Origin of the sequence: Echinicola strongylocentroti, from assembly GCF_003260975.1 — a bacterium.
Classification (GTDB): Bacteria; Bacteroidota; Bacteroidia; order Cytophagales; family Cyclobacteriaceae; genus Echinicola; species Echinicola strongylocentroti.
This window is the reverse complement of record NZ_CP030041.1, coordinates 1,290,537-1,312,620: the sequence shown is the minus strand read 5'-3', so window position 1 is coordinate 1,312,620 and position 22,084 is coordinate 1,290,537. Positions and strand designations below refer to the sequence as shown.

13 protein-coding genes are annotated in these 22,084 nt (G+C 45.1%); 10 read left to right on the top strand and 3 right to left on the bottom strand.

The window, feature by feature from the left end; genetic code table 11:
• Positions 1 to 14: 14 nt before the first annotated feature.
• From DN752_RS05065 to DN752_RS05045, 5 genes are all read left to right on the top strand, one after another.
• Positions 15 to 1,565, top strand: coding sequence for a carbohydrate binding domain-containing protein (locus tag DN752_RS05065; protein WP_112782950.1), 1,551 nt, complete (start codon positions 15 to 17; stop codon positions 1,563 to 1,565).
• A gap of 87 nt (positions 1,566 to 1,652) precedes the next feature.
• Positions 1,653 to 3,188, top strand: a complete 1,536-nt coding sequence (locus tag DN752_RS05060; RefSeq protein WP_112782949.1) for an alpha-L-fucosidase — start codon at positions 1,653 to 1,655, stop codon at positions 3,186 to 3,188.
• A 354-nt stretch (positions 3,189 to 3,542) separates the two neighbouring features.
• Positions 3,543 to 3,941 (top strand): L-rhamnose mutarotase, encoded by a 399-nt coding sequence (locus tag DN752_RS05055; protein WP_112782948.1) that lies wholly within the window; start codon positions 3,543 to 3,545, stop codon positions 3,939 to 3,941.
• A gap of 27 nt (positions 3,942 to 3,968) precedes the next feature.
• Positions 3,969 to 5,780, top strand: coding sequence for a DUF5060 domain-containing protein (locus tag DN752_RS05050; RefSeq protein ID WP_112782947.1), 1,812 nt, complete (start codon positions 3,969 to 3,971; stop codon positions 5,778 to 5,780).
• Positions 5,781 to 5,796: 16 nt separating this feature from the next.
• Positions 5,797 to 7,653: a sulfatase-like hydrolase/transferase gene (locus DN752_RS05045; protein WP_112786423.1), complete on the top strand. Its 1,857-nt coding sequence runs from the start codon at positions 5,797 to 5,799 to the stop codon at positions 7,651 to 7,653.
• A 193-nt stretch (positions 7,654 to 7,846) separates the two neighbouring features.
• On the opposite strand, the gene DN752_RS05040 is transcribed toward DN752_RS05045, so the two are convergent.
• The gene (locus DN752_RS05040) at positions 7,847 to 8,767 is read right to left on the bottom strand and encodes an SMP-30/gluconolactonase/LRE family protein (protein ID WP_112782946.1); all 921 of its coding nucleotides are present in this window, start codon (positions 8,765 to 8,767) and stop codon (positions 7,847 to 7,849) included.
• A gap of 157 nt (positions 8,768 to 8,924) precedes the next feature.
• Here DN752_RS05040 and DN752_RS05035 point away from each other — a divergent pair, with 157 nt between their 5' ends.
• From DN752_RS05035 to DN752_RS05015, 5 genes are all read left to right on the top strand, one after another.
• Positions 8,925 to 10,247: a Gfo/Idh/MocA family protein gene (locus tag DN752_RS05035; RefSeq protein ID WP_112782945.1), complete on the top strand. Its 1,323-nt coding sequence runs from the start codon at positions 8,925 to 8,927 to the stop codon at positions 10,245 to 10,247.
• Positions 10,244 to 11,758 (top strand): sulfatase-like hydrolase/transferase, encoded by a 1,515-nt coding sequence (locus tag DN752_RS05030; RefSeq protein ID WP_112782944.1) that lies wholly within the window; start codon positions 10,244 to 10,246, stop codon positions 11,756 to 11,758. The genes DN752_RS05035 and DN752_RS05030 overlap by 4 nt, the downstream gene beginning before the upstream one ends.
• On the top strand, positions 11,748 to 13,451 hold the full coding sequence (locus DN752_RS05025) for a sulfatase family protein (protein ID WP_112782943.1): 1,704 nt from the start codon (positions 11,748 to 11,750) through the stop codon (positions 13,449 to 13,451). The genes DN752_RS05030 and DN752_RS05025 overlap by 11 nt, the downstream gene beginning before the upstream one ends.
• 284 nt (positions 13,452 to 13,735) lie before the next feature.
• Positions 13,736 to 14,746, top strand: a complete 1,011-nt coding sequence (locus DN752_RS05020; RefSeq protein ID WP_112782942.1) for a zinc-binding alcohol dehydrogenase family protein — start codon at positions 13,736 to 13,738, stop codon at positions 14,744 to 14,746.
• A 440-nt stretch (positions 14,747 to 15,186) separates the two neighbouring features.
• Complete coding sequence (locus DN752_RS05015) at positions 15,187 to 16,752, top strand: sulfatase family protein (RefSeq protein WP_112782941.1); 1,566 nt, start codon at positions 15,187 to 15,189, stop codon at positions 16,750 to 16,752.
• A gap of 166 nt (positions 16,753 to 16,918) precedes the next feature.
• On the opposite strand, the gene DN752_RS05010 is transcribed toward DN752_RS05015, so the two are convergent.
• Both DN752_RS05010 and DN752_RS05005 read right to left on the bottom strand, forming a co-directional pair.
• Positions 16,919 to 18,664, bottom strand: a complete 1,746-nt coding sequence (locus tag DN752_RS05010) for a RagB/SusD family nutrient uptake outer membrane protein (protein WP_112782940.1) — start codon at positions 18,662 to 18,664, stop codon at positions 16,919 to 16,921.
• Positions 18,665 to 18,681: 17 nt separating this feature from the next.
• Positions 18,682 to 21,885 (bottom strand): SusC/RagA family TonB-linked outer membrane protein, encoded by a 3,204-nt coding sequence (locus DN752_RS05005; protein ID WP_112782939.1) that lies wholly within the window; start codon positions 21,883 to 21,885, stop codon positions 18,682 to 18,684.
• Positions 21,886 to 22,084: the final 199 nt, after the last annotated feature.

Sequence of the window (22,084 nt, the reverse complement as noted above, 5' to 3'; positions counted from 1 at the left end):
AAAAGAACCTGATCATGAAAAGAAGATATATATTATTAGTGTTTGTTTTTATCGCAGGGCTTCATTCCTGTGTAGAAGATGAGTATATAGCACCCACCGAATTTTCGGATGTGGGATGGTATACCAGTTTCCTTAGAGAACCATCGTACGTTACCAGTGTGGGACAGTTTGAGAGTTTTTCCGATCTGTCTCAGGGAGCTGTAGCGCATACTTGGTCTATCGATAGTGGCAATTTCTTTTTGGAAGGACCGATAAGTCGAAATGACACCATCCTTACCGAATTCATCATCAATGAAGGTGATACGGTCTCTACAGAGAAAACCATTCACGTGCTGTTTCAAAATCCCGGTATCCAGTATGTCCGGTTGGTCAATAAGTTTAGGGATTCGGTGGCCTTCAGAGGTTTGGATACCGTCAGCACCAAGTGGGATGGAGAGTTTTGGGTGATGGACACTGCTTTTATGGTGGATGTTTATGACTCGATCAGGGCAGAAGCAGAAATGAAGTACCTGGAAGAAACGATTGCCAGAGGTGAGGATACCTTGTTTGTAGAGGCTGGTACTGAAGTGGCGTTTATCGATAGGTCTACCCAAGGACGTCCAAATGCACGAAACTGGCAAATCCGAAATGTGGACACGGAAGAAGTCGTGAACAACAGTGCTGATTCTGTGGCGTTGATCCCTTTCAATAAGCTCGGAGTTTATAGAGCTATACTAACCGCTTCAAGGACTGGCGAAACCATACCTCCGGGAACTGGCAGGGACACCATTCCAAATCCGATTAAGGTCATTCCTTCCAGTAAGCCTTTTGAATTGACAGAAGACATCGTCGAGCTGGAAGATCAAACCCTGCGAATGTCTTTTAATGGAGAATTTAAACCTTTCTCTGGAGGAGAGGAATTATTTACGGTAAAGGTAAATGGAGAGGTTTTTGATATAACTTCCGTACAGCCTTATGCGGCCAATCCTACCAAGCTGGATATCAAATTGGCACAGGAAATTTACCGTCCCGATGTGGTGACCGTGAGTTTTGCGGGAGGTGAACTTGCCTCTGTAGATGAACGAACGCCTAAAGCATTTACGGATATCCCCGTAGTCATGCATTCGGCTAACCTGTTGGATAACACCGCATATGGTTTTGAAGACGGCGGTGCTGGCTGGAAGGCCATGTGGGACAATGATTCCGAAGTAGCGTTTACCACTGAATTGGCCGCGACAGGAGATTACAGCCTCAAAGTGATAAAAAATGAAGAGCATGCTGGTGGTAAAATCCATAGTATCAATGCACCATTTAGTTTAGAGCCTGGCAAAACCTACTTGTTCAAGTATAAAATATATGTAGAAGAGGGCACGACAGCTCCAAGTGTAAGCCTTTGGTTATTGCCTAACTGGAAGCAGTTTTGGGAGTCCGCAGCGGACAAACCACGAGGAGAGTGGGTGGAAGTGACCACCGAATATGAGGCGATACAAGGTGATGCCAATAGACGATTTATGCTCCAAATACCGGGAAATGGCACTTTCTATTTTGATGATTTTTGGGTGATGGAAAAAGAAGTCAGACCATAATTAATGAGGTAACCCTATAGGTGGGAGGCGGTGCCTGATCTACCTATAGGGTTTTTTATAAGCACAGAGATATTAATAAAATAAGTAATGAAAAAACGAACAAGCATGATCCTTTCCGCCTTGGCTGTTGCGTGGTCCATGGGAGGAAGTGGGTGTGCCAGCGATGGCAAAGAACAAAAGGCCAGTGAAGAGCCTAGATTTGAGGAGAATTGGGACTCCTTAAAGCAATATGAAGTTCCTGAATGGTTTAAGGATGCTAAATTGGGGATTTTTATCCACTGGGGACCATATGCTGTTCCTGCTTACGGGTCAGAATGGTATCCTCGATTGATGTACATGGATTCGGTAGTTTGGAATCCAAAGGGGGAAATCGTCAGTGAGAAACCTTCAGAGATTTATGACTACCATGTCGAAAACTGGGGAGAGCTTGATGAGTTTGGGTACAAGGACTTCATCCCTATGTTTACCGCAGAGAATTTCGATGCCAAGGAGTGGATCGACTTGTTCAAAAAGGCAGGGGCAAAATACATCGTTCCAGTAGCCGAGCACCATGATGGGTTTGCGATGTACCAGTCCAGTCACACGAAATGGGACGCCGTAGAGATGGGGCCAAAGCAGGATATTTTGGGTGAGCTGGTCAAAGAAGGCCGAGAGCAAGGGCTCAAGGTAGGTGCTTCGTCCCATTTTGCATTCAACTGGGACTACTTCAACAAAACCGGCGATGCCTCAGACCAAACCTTCAGTGATTTATATGGAAGGTCCCATTCTCCGTATGTGCCAGCGGACGAGCAGTTTCTCGAACTTTGGTGGAAGCGAACCAAGGAAATCATCGATAATTACCAGCCTGATGTGCTTTGGTTTGACTTTGTCCTTGATCGGGAAGAATATAGACCTTACCATCCCAAGCTTGCGGCTTATTACTATAATAAAGGACTCGATTGGGGCAAAGAGGTAGTCTTGCAAAATAAAAACTTCGATGATTTTGAATCCTACCCTCCAGGCACTAATGTGCTGGACCTAGAGCGGGGTAAAATGTCGGACATCCATGAATATCCTTGGCAAACCGATACTTCTATCGGTGCTAATTCTTGGGGCTACGTGTCCAATTGGATATCCAAAACTCCCAATACCATTGTGGATGATTTGATTGACATCGTCAGTAAGAACGGTTGCCTGCTACTGAATGTGGGACCAAAAGCCGACGGTACCATTCCTGAAGACCAAAAAGAAGTACTGTTGGCCATTGGTAAGTGGCTTGACCAAAATGGGGAAGCCATTTATGGAACCACCCACTGGAAAACCTTCGGGGAAGGACCGACAGAGGTGGCTACTGGACACCATACCGAAGGCAAGAACAAAGACCTTACAGGCAAAGATTTTAGGTTTACCCAAAAAGACGGAAACATCTATGCGATAGCAATGGACTGGCCGGATTCAGGTAAAGCGGAGATCGAATCCTTCAGGGCTGGAAGTGACCTGCTGGACCAGGAAATAAAGGAAGTAACCTTACTGGGGCATGATGGCCAGTTGACTTGGAAGCAGGGAGAGGAGCACCTCCTTATAGACCTACCGGACAATAAGCCCGGGGATTTTGCTTATGTGTTCAAAATCAAACTTAATTAGTGGATAACTTGATTGATTAATAGGGTTTAATTGAAAAAAGTAGGAAGGTTACCTTCCTGCTTTTTTTAGTTTCCGATAAAAATCAAAAGGCTATATAAAATCGAATATGATGAATAGCTCACACACTGGGATGATTATAAACCCGGAATATGCGTTAGGAATCGTAGTGAGAGCTGAAATTGCAAGAAAATCAGTTAGTTTGGAGGCATTAGGGTAGCACCGCTACGGTTATGCCGAAAACTAAAGTGAAACGGCTGATTTTGAAGCAGTTTAAGGTCGCAACAGATAGGCTAATGCATATTCCGGGATAAATCATGCTAGATTCCATACGGCCTTAGAAAACAACATAAACACATGAAATATAAAAGATACTGTAAACAGCTTAGGCTAAAAGATGATCCAGCACTGATAGCTCGGTATAAAGAAGTACATGGTATGGGGAAGGCATGGCCAGAAATAACCGCTGGTATGAAAGAAGTAGGGATTTTGGATATGGAAATTTATATTTATGATGCCACCTTGTTTATGATCATGGACACGGTAGCTGACTTTGACCATGATAAGGCCATGGAAAGGCTTTCCAAGTTGCCCAGGCAAGAGGAATGGGAAAGCTATGTTGCGGAGTTTCAACAATCCGATAAATCAGCAACGGCGGATCAAAAATGGCAATTGATGGAGAGAATTTATGAAATGGACCAAAACGCTTCCTATGAAGCCGCATCAGGTCAGTTAAAGTCTTCGCATTCAAAATAAAAAACAATAATAACCCAATTTGACATTATGATACACTATAAAAATGCCTTGGTAGGTTTTCTTCTACTGTTAGCAGTGCATACTGTACATGGACAGCGTCTTCATGGAGAGCTGCAGAAATGGCATAAAGTCACCCTTGATGTAGAAGGCCCCCAAGCGGGCGAAATGGATGAGGATAACCCCTTTCTCCAATATAAATTTGATGTGGAGTTTCGCCATGAGGCCTCTGGAAAAAGGTATTTGGTTCCCGGTTATTTTGCCGCTGACGGACAAGCAGGAGAATCCGGTGCCACCGAAGGCAATGTCTGGAGGGCGCATTTTGCTCCGGATGAAACAGGGGAATGGAATTATGAGGTCCTGTTTTTTGAAGGAAAATGGGCCGCACTCAGGGATACTTCCAAACTCAGCCCCGTTTCTTCAATCAATGGCTTAAAAGGGGAATTTATAATAGCTCCCAGCGATAAAGAAGGAAGGGATTTTAGAAGCAAGGGACGGCTTGATTACGTTGGAGAGCGTTACCTTCAATTTAAGGGAACTGGAGAATATTTCTTGAAATTCGGTTCAGACGCACCAGAAAACCTGTTGGCATTTGCGGACTTTGATGGGGATTTTGCCGAAGATGGCCATAAGGATGATTTGGTAAAGACCTACCAGGCCCATGTGGGAGACTGGAAAAGCGGAGACCCTACATGGAAGAATGGAAAGGGGAAGGGCCTGATAGGTGCGGTCAATTACCTTCACGGGAAAGGTGCCAATGCTTTTTCATTTCTGACGATGAACGTATCCGGTGATGACCAGAATGTTTTTCCTTTTGTGGATTATGATACTTGGGACAGGTACGATGTCTCTAAACTCGATCAGTGGGAGATGGTCTTTGAGCATGCCGACAAGTTGGGCATGTTTTTGCATTTCAAGACCTTGGAAGTCGAAAACCAAGGACTGTTGGACAATGGAGGAATAGGCATGTTTACCAAATTGTATTACCGGGAATTAATTGCACGTTTTGGTCACCATTTGGCGCTAAACTGGAACCTTTGTGAGGAACAAGGAGACTGGGTGAAGACCCCACGGACTTTTCCATTAGAACCTAGGGATTGGCTGATGTTGGCGGATTATGTTCGGACTGTAGATCCCTATGACCACCATATTGTGATCCATAACGGTAAATGGTTTGACCCGCTTTATGGAGATACCCCACTCACCGGAGCCTCTTTACAGACCAATAGGAAGGATTTTGCCAATGTACATAAAAACGTTCTCAAGATCCTTAATGACAGCAAGGAAGCAGGTAAGCAGTGGGCTGTAGCTTGCGATGAGCCAGGAGATGCGCAACACTCGTTGCTTCCCGACGAAGAGGCCCCCTTACATGATGACGCCCGTCAAAATGGACTTTGGGGAGCCATGATGGCGGGAGCATGGGGTACAGAGTGGTACTTTGGCTATAAGCATGCCCATTCGGACCTTACTTGTCAGGACTTTAGGTCGAGGGACAAGTTTTGGGATCAGGGAAGGATATGTCTTGATTTCTTCACTGGCCAAAACATCCCTTATTGGAAGATGGAAAACAGAGATGAGTGGCTGGTAAAAGGAGAAGGATACGTGTTGAGTGATGGAAAAGACCAAGTGGTGGTGTACTTGAAAGCTGCTCAAGCTGCTGAGATAGACCTTGGTAGTCTCGACGGACGGTTTGATGTCAAATGGTACGATCCGCGTAGTGGTGGGCCATTGCAAGAAGGCAAAACGCTTACTGTCTCAGGAGGACAAAATGTAGAATTGGGCGATGCGCCAATGAGTGCCGAGAAGGACTGGGCAATTTGGCTTCAGCGAACAGAAAATTAAAATGACAAGAACAAGCATGTTTCAAAGTACAATCAAGGATAGGTGGACGAAATTATTCCTGTTGATAATAGTTTGCCTGATCTCCCATGGCTCCATTGCACAGGAGCGTCCCAATATTATTTGGATCACATCGGAGGATAACTCCAAGCATTATATGAAATTGTACGATTCGGATGGAGTGGAAACTCCCCATATCGAACAGCTTTCGCAGACAGGACTGGTGTTTGACCATGCTTTTTCTAATGGGCCAGTATGTAGTGTGGCACGGTCGACCTTGATCACAGGATCCTATGCTCCGCGCATTGGGGCACAGTATCACCGGAAAATGAAGACGGTGCCTATGCCGGATAATTTGGAGATGTTTCCGTTTTATTTGCGTGAAGCAGGGTATTATACCGCCAATAATGCCAAAGAAGATTACAATCTGGACAAAGGAGATAAGGTGTGGGATGAATCCTCCAATAAGGCAAGTTATAAAAACAGGAAGGAAGGCCAGCCATTCTTTTATGTCCATAACTTTTCCGTTACCCATGAAGGTCAGCTCCACTTTGGGCCGGAAAAGATGGAGGAAACGCCTATATCTACTTTGCCTCCAAGCGGGAATTTGCAGCCAAACCATCCTCAAACGGCATTGTTTGAATATACCAGAGCGTATTATCTGGACAGGATAGCGGAGATGGATAGGCAAGTAGGAGAGCTGATCGGTCAATTGGAAGCAGATGGACTTCTGGAAAACACTTTTGTGTTTTACTTTGGTGATCATGGAGGCGTTTTGCCTGGGAGTAAAGGGTATTTATATGAAACGGGACTGCATGTGCCGTTGGTAATCCATGTACCCGAAAAATACAAAGAAAGGGTTTCCTATAAAGCAGGGACAAGGGTGCAGGAATTCGTGAGTTTTGTGGATTTTGGCCCTACGGTACTTCACCTGGCAGGGGTAAAAGTGCCTAAGCAGATGGACGGGGAGCCTTTTTTACGTAAAAAAAATAAGTCCCCTAATGATGTGGCATACGGTTATGCGGATCGTTTTGATGAAAAATATGATTTTGTCAGGTCGGTAAGAAAGGGGAAGTATAAGTACATCAGGAATTTTCATCCGTTTAATTTTGACGGTCTCTGGAACAATTACCGGTACAAGCAGATAGCTTATCAAGAATGGGTCGATTTGTATAGATCAGGTAAGCTCAATGAGGACCAACGTCAATTTTTTGAAGTAAAGCCAGTAGAGATGCTGTTTGATATAGAAAAAGATCCCTATGAGATCAATAACCTAGCGGAGGACCCAGCTTATGAAAAGCAATTGCTGGCAATGAGAAAAGAGCTGGGGGATTGGTTGTTGTCCATGCCAGACCTTTCCTTTTATCCGGAGTTTTACCTGATTGAAGAGGCTTTTGATGACCCCACTGCCTTTGGGCAAGACCATAGGAGGGATATCAAAAAGTATTACTTGACAGCTAACCTTGCCACATCAGGTTTTCAAAATGTGGAGGAGCAACTTAAACGGAAATTGGAAGACGATGACCCGTGGGTGAGGTACTGGGCCTTATGTGTCTTGTCCAGTTTTGGAGAGGAAGCAAAAACGCTGGAAGAAGCTGTTATAGGACTGTCCAAGAGTGATCCAGTGAGGATAAACAGGGTTCGGGCAAGCCAATTCCTGGGAATCTGTGGCGTTTCAGATCCTATGATGGATATAGAGGAAGCCCTTTATTCGACGACGGATCCACATGAAGCGCTACTGATTATGAATATTTTGGTTCAGCTGGCGGATGGTCCTTATGGATATACCACCTCCGTAGAAGAGGGCAAGTTGGCGGCTTCTGTGGCAGATGACAGCAATATTATCAGGAGACTAGAGTATATGAACGGATTATGAGTTAAACCCGGATTATGCGTTGGGAATCGTAGTGAGAGCTGAAATTGCAAGAAAATCAGTTAGTTTGGAGGCATTAGCGTAGCACCGCTACGGTTATGCCGAAAACTAAAGTGAAACGACTGATTTTGAAGCAGTTTCAGGTCGCAACAGATAGGCTAATGCATATTCCGGGTTAAAGGATCATAAAAAGTGCTTATCCGTTCACATAAGTAGGTGAGTGGCCAATGGGAATGCTGGCATCTCGAAGATAAGGGAATGCAGGCATTCCTTTGGTCTCGCATCGGGCGTAAAAGATACTGCCGCTGAGGGGGTATTTGGCCAATACGTCTTGGCCGAGACCCTTACGCGCGGTGCTGATATAGAGTCCTTTCTGGTCCTTATCGCCAAATGCACAGCTGGTCACCAAGGGTGCATCGACAGGAATTTTATCCACCAGTTGGCCATTCTCGGGATCCCAAATGCCTACTCCATAGCCTCCCCATAAGGCAATATAGAGCAGTCCGTTTTCATCAATGGTCATTCCATCAGGGAAGCCCATCTGGCTAGGGACCTTGATGACCGTTTGCCTATTGTGGAGGGAAGTAGCACCATCATGATAGTCAAATGAAACAATGGAACGTGTGGGGGAATCTATAAAATAGAATTTGTTTTTTCTTTGGTCCCAAGTCAGGCCATTGGAAACCGTAATGTCTGATAACTGTTTTCTTACCATGCCTTTCCGATCTAGGCAATAGAGATGTCCTGTCGGTAGTCTTTCGGGCAGGTGCATGCTTCCAAACCAAAAGTTTCCTTGCGGGTCGCATTTTCCATCATTGAAGCGATTGGCGTGGAGCGCTGTTTCAAGCTCGATGAGCTTGGTGTATTCACCATCAGAGAGATTTAAATATCCGATTTCCTTGTCCAAGGATACCAATAAGCTATCCGGCGGATATGGGGCAATGGTGCCGACTTTTCCAGGAAGGTGCCAAGTGCTGGTCTGCGAGGTGGCAAAGGAATACCGATAGACCATTTGCCCGTCTATGTCTACCCAGAACAGCGATGCTGTGGGGCCGTCATAGAATATTCCTTCACCAAGTTCGCAAGTATGTTCTAAAAATAGGTGTGAACTGTCCATGGTTGTGTATGCTGTTGTATTTCGTCAAAAATAGACCAAATGATCGAAAGTCCCCAAACCAGTGCAGATATGTGCCATATTAGTAAACATATGTTCTACATCTATTTAGTAAAAATTGACATATTGCATTGTAAATAAATCTAAAATTAACCTGAAAATGAAAGACAATAAAGCGGAAATCCGGACCAAAAATGCCGGAAGAAGAGATTTTTTAAAATCATCATTGATAGCCCTCGGGGGAATTGCCATTGTGCCCCGGCATGTATTGGGCAAGGGGTATGTAGCTCCCAGTGACAAAATCAACCTAGGGTTTATTGGGCTTGGTAAGCAAAGCCGTGGATTGATCGGGGCGTTTGCAAAGCAGGAAAATGCGCAGATCGTAGCAGGATCAGATGTGTGGACCACAAAAATGGATTGGTTCAAACAACATGCATCTGCATCCTATAAAAATGCCGGAAGAGAAATCTCCGCTAATTCTCTACAGACCTACTCAGATTATAGGGAGTTGTTGGCCAGTGATTCCATTGACGGGGTGGTCATTGCGACCCCAGACCATTGGCATGCGCTCAATGCCATCGATGCGATGAAGGCAGGAAAGGACGTGTATTGCGAGAAGCCGCTGACATTGACCATTAATGAAGGCAAGGAAATGGTGGATATGGCCAAAAAATATGACAGCATTGTCCAGACCGGAAGTATGCAACGTTCGTGGGACAGCTTTCGAAAAGCCTGTGAACTGGTGAGAAATGGCTATTTGGGCGAGATAAAACAAGTCCTGGTCCAAGTGGGAACACCATCCCGACCCTATGATCTACAAAAAGAGCCCCTACCTTCAGAGGTGGATTGGAACCAATGGTGCGGTCCAGCACCGATGTTGGCCTATAATCATCGGTTGGCTCCAGCTGACAATGATGTGAAATTTTGGCCTGATTGGAGGCTGTTTGATGAAACTGGTGGAGGTATTCTTTGTGATTGGGGTGCACATATGTTTGACATCGCCCAGTGGGCCTTGGGTATGGACAGCAGCGGCCCGGTACAGTACGTTCCACCCGCAGGCGAGACCAACCCCCAGACTGGCTTGAAGATGATTTATGATAATGGCGTGGAGATGGTGCATCATGATTTTGGCAGAGGTTATGGCGTACGTTTTATCGGGACAGAAGGTAAGATGGATATCAGCAGAAATTACTTCGAACCTACCCCCGCTCACCTAAAGGATATCGAACTGAAACCCACAGATGTGAAATTGTACAATACTCATGGGGGGCACCATAAGAATTGGCTTGATTGTATGCAAAGCCGTGAAAAGCCAATCTGTGATGTGGAAATCGGACACCGGTCAGCCACTATCTGTAATATTGCCAATATTGCCTATCGACTAAACAGGCCATTGGACTGGAATCCGAAGAAGGAGAAATTCAAAAAGGACAAAGAAGCCAACTCCATGATGGGGTACGAATACAGGAAATTTCAGCAATGAATAAACTAATAGGAGCATTGGCAACGGCGGGGGTGATATTGATCTCCGCCTGTAGCCAATCACCAAGTCAGGAAGAAATTACACAACCCAATGTCCTGTTTGTATTTGCAGATGACTTGACATTTACCGCTTTAGGTGGCTTAGAACCCAATGCGGTCCATACTCCAAATCTCAATAAATTAATGGCAGAAGGGACATCCTTTACCAAAGCCTATAATATGGGATCTTGGACAGGGGCGGTATGTACCGCATCCAGGACCATGATGATTTCAGGAAGGTCAGTATGGGAGGCCCAGAAGTTTAAGGAAAACTGGAAGAAAGGGGAGAAATTGGACCAGACTTGGCCAAGGCTGATGAAAGAAGCCGGATATGAGACCTATATGAGTGGAAAGTGGCATGTAGATGTCCATCCCAGTGAGATTTTTGACCATACAGCCCATATCAGGGGCGGGATGCCGGGAGACCACTGGGACCATGCTACGATGGTGCATAAATTTGATTCTCTGGCAAGGCAGGAAAATGCCGATCCTTCGTCCATCATGCCGTTAGGCTATGACCGTCCCAAAAAACCAAATGATACTTCTTGGGATCCAGCAGATGTAAGTCAGGGAGGGTACTGGGAAGGTGGAAAACATTGGAGTGAGGTAGTGAAGGAAGATGCATTGGCATTTATGGATCATGCCAATGAGCAAAAAGAGCCGTTCTTTATGTACCTAGCTTTCAATGCTGTCCATGACCCACGCCAATCTCCGGGATCTTTTTTGGAGCAGTATAAGGTGGATGAGCTAAAACTTCCCAAGAGCTATATGCCCTTATACCCGCATAAGGATGCCATTGGCAATGGCCCTTCCTTGAGAGACGAAGCGCTGGCACCATTTCCCCGAACCCCTTACGCCATTAAAAAGCACCTTCAGGAGTATTATGCCTTGCTCAGTCATATGGACGCTCAAATTGGGGAAATCGTTGACAAACTAGCAGCTATTGGCGCTAGAGAAAACACCTATATCATCTTTACCGCAGATCATGGGCTAGCAATGGGGAAACATGGATTATTGGGAAAGCAAAACATGTATGAACATAGTGTGGCAGCACCATTTATCATTGTTGGCCCGGGAATACCAGAAGGAAAACGGCTGGATGAAAACATCTATTTGCAAGATGCAATGGCGACGAGTCTAGCGATAGCAGGTGTGAAAAAGCCAGATTACGTGGCCTTTAACAGTATTTTGGACTTGGCAAAAGGTCATCCAAACCAAGGGATGGATAAGGTATACGGCGCATACATCAACTATCAACGGATGATCAAGCAAGATGGCTATAAATTGATCGTCTATCCATCAGCAAGTAAAATCCTACTGTATGACCTTGCCCAAGACCCCCATGAAATGGATGATTTGTCAGGCAATAAAGCACAACGTGAAAGAATAACCTCAATGTTTGCCGCTCTCCAAGCAGAACAGCGGAGGTTGGGGGATCAATTGGTATTAAACAAAGAAGATTATGACCTATAAAATACAAAAGTTAACACCTAAAATACTAGGGAGGACATTACCGGCCTGTATGGTGGCTTTGGCTATGGCATGTTCCCCTTCAAAGAAAGAAAAAACTTCCGAAGAGCGTCCCCCCAATATTATCTATATCATGGCAGATGACCATACCAGCCAAGCATTTGGGATCTACGGTAGTCGTCTGGCAGACCTGAATCCTACGCCTACATTGGACAGTCTGGCTAGAGAAGGGATGATATTTGATAACTGCTTTGTCAATAATGCCATATGCGTGCCCAGCAGGGCTGCGGTATTGACTGGACAGCGTGCCCAGACGAATGGGGTCATTGACTTGGAAGGTGAATTGCCACCAGAAAAGCAATATTTGCCCAAAGAGCTGAAAAAATTAGGGTACCAAACTGCTATAGTTGGAAAGTGGCACTTACATGATGAGCCTGCAGCTTTTGATTACTATAAAGTACTTCCTGTGCAGGGCAAATACTTTGATCCGGATTTCAGGGTGCGGGGAGAAAAGCCCTGGCCAAATAATACGGTAAGCTACAAAGGGCATAGTTCCGATATTATTACCGACCAGGTAATTGACTGGTTTGAGAATGAACGAAAAGAGGATCAGCCATTTTTCATGATGTATCATTTCAAGGCGCCCCATGATGATTTTGAAAATGCACCTAGGTACGAATCGTATTTGGAAGACACGTTTATCCCTGAGCCAGCAAGTCTCTACGACAATGGCAATAATGGCTCGGTAGCTACCAGGGGAAAAAATGATAGCCTTACCAGAATTATCGGTTCATCGGTATCACATAGAAACCTGATCCGAAACCAAGCGATGAATATTTGGAAAGGCGAAAATTATAAAAATTATAGGAATGCAGAGGATATCCGTCCAGAAGAACTGGTGAAGTGGAAGATGGATGCCGAAGAAAAAGCCTATACTTCCAAGGTTTACCAAAGTTATCTAAAGAAATACCTCCGATGCGTCAAAGGGGTAGACGATAATGTAAAAAGGTTCTTGGCATATTTAAAAGAAGAGGGATTATTGGAAAACACCATTATTGTGTACACCAGTGACCAAGGGTTTATGCTGGGCGAGCATGATTATATAGATAAAAGATGGATGTATGATGAATCGATGCGCATGCCGTTTTTAATCAGGTATCCAGAAAAAATCCAAGCCGACACCCGGACAGATGCCATCATCAATAACACTGACTTTGCACCTACGCTAATAGATCTGGCTGGTGGAAGTGTGCCTGAATACATGCAAGGAAAGAGCTTTGCGTCTATTTTGAAAACCAATGAAGAGCCAGCAGATTGGCAAAAATCCACCTATTATAGGTACTGGATGCATTTGGCACATAGGCATGGAAATCCCGCCCATTTTGGCGTCAGGACCAAAAGGTACAAGCTGATCTTTTATTATGGTAGGTATTGGGTAGATACGGATGACCCCAATGCTGAATGGAACAAAGCCAGCTGGGGCAATGACTTTACCCGCCATACACCTGTCGCTTGGGAGTTTTATGATCTAAAAGAAGATCCAAACGAAATGGATAATCGCTATGATGATCCCAAGTACCAAGAGAAGATAGATGAGCTAAAGATAGAACTCAAAAGATTACGGGAAGAGCTAAACGAAACAGACGAAAACTATCCCCATATTCAGCAGGTAATCGATGCTCACTGGGATGATTGAGGTCAAAATGTAGTCTTTCGTAAAAATATGGACGCTAAGCGTAAGAAATAAACAATTGTCCTGTGATTATAAACATATGAGGTGGAGAAAACAGGTATAATTTGACATCTTTGATTAATTAAAGTGATGGAAAACCTGATTTTAAGTGCAATCAGATATAATCATTTTTTCCAGAGATCATTTTAATTAGGGGTTTATTAGTTATAGAAACCATTGTTCTTTTTAAGGCAATGGTTTTTCTTTTTAAATAAAAGATAGGTACAACTATTAAAAATTATATAACAATGAAAATATTGACCTGTAAGAAACCGGGGCATTTTGAGTATGTAGAGGGAGAGAAACCTACTTCAAGCTCAGACAAGGCACTGATCAAGATCAAACGTATCGGCATATGTGGTACAGACCTCCATGCCTATGAAGGTACCCAGCCTTATTTCAGTTACCCAAGGGTATTGGGACATGAGCTGTCAGGTGAGCTCATAGAAACAGGGGGAGCAGAGGGTTTTTCTGTTGGGGACCTGGTTACGATCATTCCTTACTTTAACTGCGGCAAATGCGTAGCGTGTCTCGCTCAGAAGCCAAATTGCTGCGCCAGCATCAGTGTATTTGGTGTCCATGAGGATGGTGGAATGAAAGAATACATTTCGGTACCCCCTTCAGCGTTGGTAAAAGAGGATGGACTTAGTTTGGACCAGTTGGCTTTGGCAGAACCATTGGCCATCGGTGCCCATGGAGTAAGAAGAGCAGACGTGAAGTCAGGCGAGTTTGTGGTGGTGATGGGAGCAGGACCTATTGGATTGGGTGTTATGGAGTTTGCCCGGATAGCAGGAGGGAAGGTGATTGCCATGGATATCAACGAGGACAGGTTGGCTTTTTGTCGTGAAACCCTTGGGGTGGAATATACCGTCAATGCCAAAGGTGATTTCAGGAAGGAGATCGAGAAAATTACCGGAGGGAATTTTGCTGAGGCGGTCATTGATGCCACGGGTAGCTCGATAGCCATCCATAATGGCTTCGGTCTCATGGCTCATGGTGGCAGGTATGTACTCGTAGGTCTTCAAAAAGGTCCGATTGAGATCAACCATCCTGAATTTCACAAACGTGAGTCCACACTGATGAGTAGCAGAAATGCCACTAGGGAAGATTTTGATACGGTACTGAAAGCCCTGAAAGAACAAAAGGTGAAAGCGGAATCTTATATCACTCATCGAGTAAGCTTTGATCAAGTAAAGGAGGATTTTGCCAGCTGGCTGGATCCCGCCAATAAGGTCATCAAAGCAATGGTAACACTTTAACCCGGAATATGCATTAGCCTATCTGTTGCGACCTGAAACTGCTTCAAAATCAGCCGTTTCACTTTAGTTTTCGGCATAACCGTAGCGGTGCTACGCTAATGCCTCCAAACTAACTGATTTTCTTGCAATTTCAGCTCTCACTACGATTCCTAATGCATAATCCGGGTTTAACCCGGTTTATGCATTAGGAATCGTTATCGCCTGTCCTGATAGCTATCGGGATAGTTTGAAACGGGAATAAATCTGGTCGTTTGGAGATTGAGGCATCCACCAAAGGGCGGATGGTGAACCTGTCTAGCGGCCAGATAGAATAGAAAACAGCAACGTAGCGACTGATTTGGTCCTCCACGGTGGATCAGGCAGTAATACCTGTGCGTGGCGTAGATAGGCTAATGCATATTCGGGTTTAATCGATCTAAAAACCTACAATCATAATAAGTATGAAATATAATATAATAGCAGTTGGTGTACTCATATTGACACAACTTGTAAGCTGCTCCGGCAAAGAATCAAAAGGGCTCGCCGAATCCAATGAAGCGAACGACCCACAGAAGCCCAATGTAGTGATCATCTATATGGATGATCTTGGATATGGTGATATGAGTGCTTATGGAGCCACCGCCCTAAGCACACCCAATATGGATAAGCTCGCAAATGGTGGTGTGCGCTTCACCAATGGTTATGCTACTTCCGCCACCTGTACGCCAAGCCGGTATGGCCTGCTGACTGGCTCTTATCCTTGGAGAAATAAGAATGCAAGAATATTGCCCGGTACAGCTCCCTTGCTAATAGGGACAGACCAACTCACCATACCCAAGATGCTTAACAGCCTCGGCTACCATACCGGTATTGTCGGCAAATGGCATTTGGGCTTGGGAGAAGGTGATGTGAACTGGAATGAACCGATTAGTCCAGGGCCAAATGAAGTGGGCTTTGACTATAGCTATATCATGGCGGCTACTCAGGATAGGGTGCCAACGGTGTATATCGAAAATGGAAAGGTGGCCAACCTTGATCCCAATGATCCCATTCAAGTGGATTATAAAAACAACTTTCCTGGTGAACCTACAGGGAAGGAGAATCCAGATATGCTAAAAATGAAATGGCATCATGGACATAACAATTCGATTGTAAATGGCATTCCCCGAATCGGTTATATGAAAGGAGGCGAAGCTGCCAAGTGGAAGGATGAAGATATGGCCGATCACTTCTTGGAAAAAGCCACTGCCTATGTGAAAACGCATAAAGACGAGCCTTTCTTTCTCTATTATGCCCTTCAGCAACCGCATGTCCCCCGCACTCCCCACCCAAGGTTTGCCGGTAAATCTGGTTTGGGGCCTAGGGGTGATGTTATCCTGGAAGCAGATTGGTGCATTGGCCAGTTTATGGAAACATTGGAAGAGCAAGGTGTGCTGGACAATACGCTGATCATATTTTCCAGTGACAATGGTCCTGTCCTAAATGACGGCTATTATGATGAAGCCGTGGAGAAATTGGGTGATCATACTCCTGCAGGCCCCCTCCGCGGTGGCAAATATTCCCTGTTCGAAGCGGGGACACGTGTACCTTTCTTTACGTACTGGAATGGAAAAATCGAACCAAAAGTTTCTGATGCACTAGTAAGCCAAATGGACATTCTCAATTCTTTGTCCAGCTTTTTGGGAAGTGATGAAATCACCAAGGATGGTGAAGCCATGATGGACGTATTTATGGGCGAGTCGCCTCGTGGTCGTGAATCACTTGTTTTAGAAGCAACCTCCAGGACAGCTCTCCGTAAAGGTGACTGGCTGATGATCCCTCCTTATCAAGGTCCCGAGAAGAATAAAAAAGTTAATATTGAACTAGGGAACAGTAGTGATTATCAGCTGTATAATCTCAAGAAGGATATTGGCCAGGAAAACAACTTGGCGACCTCTAACGAGAAGAAACTGAGTGAACTCAAAGATAAGTATGAAAGCCTAGTGGGAGACTATAGTGTAGCTGGTGGGGCGTTGGATTTAAAGTAAAAACCTGAGTTCGATTTAAAAATACAGTTGAAGGGCGCTCCTCGGTTCCCTTTATTGAAATCAAAAAAAAGCAAGCACCCAATTATTTCAAGGTGCTTGCTTTTTATTTTAGCTCGTACTATTCATTAGAAATTCTCCTATCGAGTTCCCAATGCATAATACACGTTTAATGATCAGGGTCTTGTTCCAAAATTCCAATTTGCAGGTCTAGCTGGACTTGTGGGAGTGGCCAGTAATCATCCTCGGCACCATAGCTTGATCCATTGAGCCAAGGCAACCGCCCGCCATCAAGTTCACTATCGAGGTAAGTGTTCAAGGTTTCGTTGGCGATTCCCCATCTCCTCAGGTCAAAGTAACGCATTCCCTCAAGGGCAAATTCCATTCGGATTTCATGTCTGACGGCTTTACGTGCGTATTCTTGACTTGGAAAAGAAGGGTAGGGCTCCAGTTTGTAATTTGCGGCAGGTTGGGTTTCGTCGATTTCGATTTGATCGTTAGATCCAAATGAATCGTTGAGTACTTTTCCCATTACCATGTCATCGGCAGCTCGGTTTCGGATGAGGTTTACCAACGATAGCGCTGTGCTTAGGTCATTTTCTTCCACAGCCACTTCAGCTCTCCACAGCAGGACGTGTCCAAGCCGCAGTACTCGGAAGTTGTTCCCGTTTACACCTGATGCCCAATAGCTGGATTCAGTGGATATTTCACCCCTGTTTCTTTTGTACCACATGATTTTCTTGTTGACAAAAGGTCCCATGTTCAGCTGGTCAAGCATCCAGTCACTACCACTCATTGGTCCCCAGTCAAGGAAGGGAATTCCCCGTCTGCCAATGGTCCAGTCTACTCGTGGATCCAGAAGGTGATCGGTAGGGGTAAATGATTCGGTGGTCAAGATACCATAGTCCTCCACGAGGAGGTTATCTTGGAAAGTATCCAAAAGAGGAAGACCATTTTCGTCCACCTTGAAGGCATTAAAGAGATCGAATGAAGGAGCACTGTATGCACAGCATAGACCTACATCCGAGCCTCGTGGGTAGAGGGTCTGGTGGTCGATGCCAGAATTGGCCACACCAGCTCCGTCATTTACCGAATATTGGATTTCAAAGATACTCTCTCCATTATTCTGTTTTTCCTCGTCGAAGTTATTGTAAAAATGGGACTCCAACTGGAAAGGGCCATCGATGATAATGTCATCCAGAAGAGGCTTTGCTTCTGCATATTCCTGTTGGAAAAGGTGAACACGGGCTTTGAAGGCCATCGCTGCCCACATGGATGCCCGGCCGGGGTCACTTGGGTTCGGATTTAAATTGTCTATGGCAAATTGTAGGTCGCCTTCTATCTGGTCCCATACTTCCACATCGTTTTTGACTTGGGTAGCATCCACCCCTTCTAGGATATAAGGAATGCGCTCAAATACCATTCTCAGTTGGAAATGAAACCAAGCCCTTAGGAATTTAGCTTCTGCTTCCAGCTGCTTGTACCTGGTTTCGGGAATGTCTTCAGATTCATAAAGTGCCAATAGCGCATCATTGGCCCTTGAGATAGCCTCATAGTTTACTCCCCAGGAGCCATTTAGCCATTCATTGTCCGAGCGGACCTCGTATCGTTCCACGTCGTTGATTTGGGTCCATCCTCCATTTTGGTCACCTCGGTGCATGTCGTCGGAGGGGACATCGCCCCATACCCAGTTCATCACCGAAGCTTCACCTTGGTTGCCGCTAGGGGCTTCCCCTTCTGCGTATCCGTCCAGCATGGCATATGCTGATATTAACAGGCTGTTGACACCCTCTTCGTTGTTAAGTAGGGTTTGATTGATCGCTCCGTAAGGTTTCTCATCCAAAAACTCCTCGCTGCAACCATGCAGTAGGAACAGGCTGAAAAACGCACTTATTATTAAAATTGGTTTTTTCATGATAATGAGATTTTGGGTTAAAGACTGAGATTGAGACCGAACATTAACTGACGGGAAACGGGCCACGCACCAGTATCTACCCCTCGGTCTATTTCCCTGGCGACACCATTATCCCTTTTGGCTGGGATCTCTGGGTTCAGACCTGAGTATCCAGTGATGGTAAACAGGTTTGACCCCATGAAATACAGTCTAAGGTTATTGATTTTTAGACGATCCAGAATGTGTTCTGGGAAGTTGTACCCTATCTGTAGGTTTTGTAATCTCAGGTAAGAACCGTCCTCTATGTATACCGAAGAAGGATTCTGCTCGAAGGAAGTACTGTTGGATACTTTAGGCAAAATAGCGTCTTCGTTATTTTCCAAATAGGGAGATCCCCAAGACTTATACAGCCTGTCAGCGCTATTGGGACCTTGGAAAAGGCCATACCTGATAAAACGATTGGTATAGTTGGCAATATCATTGCCCACTGAAGCATATAATGTAGCAGCAAAATCAAATCCTTTATACCCAAGTCCCAAGCGAAGACCAGTGGTGAAGTCCGGATGGGGGTTACCTATATACGTTCTATCCTCTGGGGTGATGGTTCCGTCACCATCCACGTCCTTTATTTTTAGATTACCAGGGGCATTGTAGGTTCCGTTGGTGGGGTGGTTATCGGCTTCTTCCTGAGTCTGGAAGATTCCATCGACCACATATCCGTAAAATTCAGGAAAGGAACGTCCTGGTTCAGTACGTGTATAGACGGACTGTCTTATTGGAAACCCTTGGATAAATTCGCTGGAATTATTGGAAAGTTTGGTCACCTCATTTTTGTAATGGGTGAAGTTTCCGGAAAGGGTGTAGGTCACTCCACTAGCCCCAAATTTCCCTCTGTAATCCAAGGTGATATCCACTCCTTTGTTTGACATAGAGCCAATATTTACTGATGGAGGAGTGGCACTTCCTGCTACCAGAGGAATGGCGATGGGGAACAGCATGTCCTTGGTGTCTTTCTGCCAAAAATCCACTGTTACGTCTAAGTTTGAAAAGAACGTCGCATCAAGGGCAATGTTGGTCGATGTTGTCGTTTCCCATTTGGCATCGGGGTTTCCACGGGTGGCCGATTGGTAGCCTACCACGATGGTATTATCTCCTCCACCGATGGCGTAGTAGGAGTTACCGGGGTTACTATTGTAGATGGAATAGCTGTTGTAATTACCTATCTGGTCATTTCCGGATTGTCCCCAGCTGGTACGGAGTTTTAGGAAATCCATCCATCCATCTACTCCCGACATGAAGTTCTCTTCTGAGAGCACCCAGCCGAGAGATACCGCAGGAAACACACCAAATCGGTTGTTTACCCCAAAACGTGAAGAGCCGTCCCTTCTGATAGTGACATCGGCGATGTACTTTTTATTATAGTCATAGTGGGCTCTCCCAAAATAGGAAAACAACGACCAAGCAGAGGCATTTCCTCCGTTTAGCTGGTTACTTGCCCCGGCATCCAGTACCATGAAATTAAGGTCTGTACTGAAATAATCCTGTCTGGAAGCGTAAATGTTTCTATAACTGCTTTTGACAGCTTCTGTACCTACCAAAAGATCGATGTTGTGGTTCTTGTTGAAGGTCTTGGTATAGTTTAAGGTGTTACTCCAGTTCCAGGCCATATTGACAGCACTTCCTTCATTTAGGGTGGTACCATCAGTGCCATTGGTATTTTCTGGGTCTGGAAACCTAGGAGTGAAATTTTGGGAAAGATTAATATTGTACCCAAATAACGTTTTGAACGTAAAATCTTTAATTGGGCTTAGCTCAGCGTAGATATTACCAGTGAGGTTATACGTGGTGTTTTTGCTGTCTCCTGATCTTTCGAGCAGTCCCAAAGGGTTAGGACCTTCGTAGACATTTCCGCCGACTACTCCCCCTGCATAGTTCCCGGCCACATCGTAAACGGGCAAAATAGGATTGATAGTATACAACTCGTTCAAAAGGCTTTCATGGGTATTGTTTCCATTATACCCTTTGTTTTGGCTGAACATGACCCCTAATCGCTCGCCGATCTTTAGCCAATCGTTTATTTTCGCATCCACATTGGAACGAAGTGAGATCCTTTCATAGGAGGTGTGTTTGAATATGCCATTTTCCTTCAGGTAGTTACCTTGGAAAGCATAATTTGTCTTTTCGCCACCACCAGTCACCGATAGGTTGAAGTCTTGGATGGAACCATCTTGGTAAACGACATCCATCCAATCTGTTCCGGCTTTACTGGATTCAGTGATGGGGTAGTTTAGTTGGTCATAGAGGTCCATACTGGTAGAAGGATCACCGAATGAGCCACCATTGGGGTAAAGGTAATCGTTCAACACAGGTTGGTCACCGCTTCCGTAATGTACACTGGAGGTAGGCAGTCCATCGTTTTCCAACTCCATCCACATCAACTCCCCGAGTTCCTGAGGGTTGGTCATGATGTCAAATTTCGCATTCGGTTTGTTGAATCCTGTACGCATGCTCACGGATACTTGGGCAGGCTGACCGGCCTTACCTGATTTGGTGGTGACCAATATTACACCATTGGCACCTCTAGCACCGTAAATGGCCGTAGATGCTGCATCTTTTAGTATCTGAATGGACTCGATCTGGTTTGGAGGGGGAGGATTGGCGCCATATACTCCGTCCACTACCCATAAAGGACCATTGTTGTTTATCGTTCCCATACCACGGATCCTGATTTCAGATTGGCCACCAGGAGTAGCGGAATTGACCACGGTAATGCCCGAAGTACTACCTTGGAGGGCTTTACTGACGTTGCCCGTTGGCTGCTGATCGAGAAAGTCCTTGTCCACTGTGGCCACGGCACCAGTTAGTTCCCCTTTGGTCCGGGTTCCGTAACCGATGACGACCACTTCGTCGAGGTTTTCAAGATCTGAAGATAAGGTGATGTCTATTTTTGACCTTCCTGAGACAGAAATCTCTTGGCTTTGGTATCCTATAAAACTGAAGACCAATGTTCCTTCTGCTGGGGCATCAATGGTGTAGTTCCCTTCAATATCCGTGATGGTCCCCGTGCTGCTTCCTTTCAATAGGATGTTTACTCCTGGAAGCGTCTCTCCGTTTTCGTCTATAACGGTACCGGTAATCGTTGGATTTTGTGCCATTGACTCGGCCAAAGGCCAGAAAAAGGCAGACAAAATCATTAACACCCCCAATAAATGCTGGGGCTTAATTGAAATTCTGGGTTTCATAATGTATAACTTTAAATTAAAAATGAGATCTAACAAGTGAATACTTGTAGTGCTGTGGGAATAAGTGTCCGAGTAGATCGGGCACTTTAGGGCTATGTATAGTTTTGCATAAGAATAGGGTTTGGGTTATTAACTTTAATTGACCCTAGCAAAAAGTTGAAATCCTGCCCTTAAACCAATTTTTGTGCCTCGATATAAA

Coding starts and splice junctions, on each gene's coding strand:
- DN752_RS05015 (WP_112782941.1), top strand. CDS start 15,187: ATGAAATATAATATAATAGCAGTTGGTGTACTCATATTGACACAACTT.
- DN752_RS05030 (WP_112782944.1), top strand. CDS start 10,244: ATGAATAAACTAATAGGAGCATTGGCAACGGCGGGGGTGATATTGATC.
- DN752_RS05055 (WP_112782948.1), top strand. CDS start 3,543: ATGAAATATAAAAGATACTGTAAACAGCTTAGGCTAAAAGATGATCCA.
- DN752_RS05065 (WP_112782950.1), top strand. CDS start 15: ATGAAAAGAAGATATATATTATTAGTGTTTGTTTTTATCGCAGGGCTT.
- DN752_RS05035 (WP_112782945.1), top strand. CDS start 8,925: ATGAAAGACAATAAAGCGGAAATCCGGACCAAAAATGCCGGAAGAAGA.
- DN752_RS05005 (WP_112782939.1), bottom strand. CDS start 21,885: ATGAAACCCAGAATTTCAATTAAGCCCCAGCATTTATTGGGGGTGTTA.
- DN752_RS05010 (WP_112782940.1), bottom strand. CDS start 18,664: ATGAAAAAACCAATTTTAATAATAAGTGCGTTTTTCAGCCTGTTCCTA.
- DN752_RS05040 (WP_112782946.1), bottom strand. CDS start 8,767: ATGGACAGTTCACACCTATTTTTAGAACATACTTGCGAACTTGGTGAA.
- DN752_RS05025 (WP_112782943.1), top strand. CDS start 11,748: ATGACCTATAAAATACAAAAGTTAACACCTAAAATACTAGGGAGGACA.
- DN752_RS05050 (WP_112782947.1), top strand. CDS start 3,969: ATGATACACTATAAAAATGCCTTGGTAGGTTTTCTTCTACTGTTAGCA.
- DN752_RS05045 (WP_112786423.1), top strand. CDS start 5,797: ATGTTTCAAAGTACAATCAAGGATAGGTGGACGAAATTATTCCTGTTG.
- DN752_RS05020 (WP_112782942.1), top strand. CDS start 13,736: ATGAAAATATTGACCTGTAAGAAACCGGGGCATTTTGAGTATGTAGAG.
- DN752_RS05060 (WP_112782949.1), top strand. CDS start 1,653: ATGAAAAAACGAACAAGCATGATCCTTTCCGCCTTGGCTGTTGCGTGG.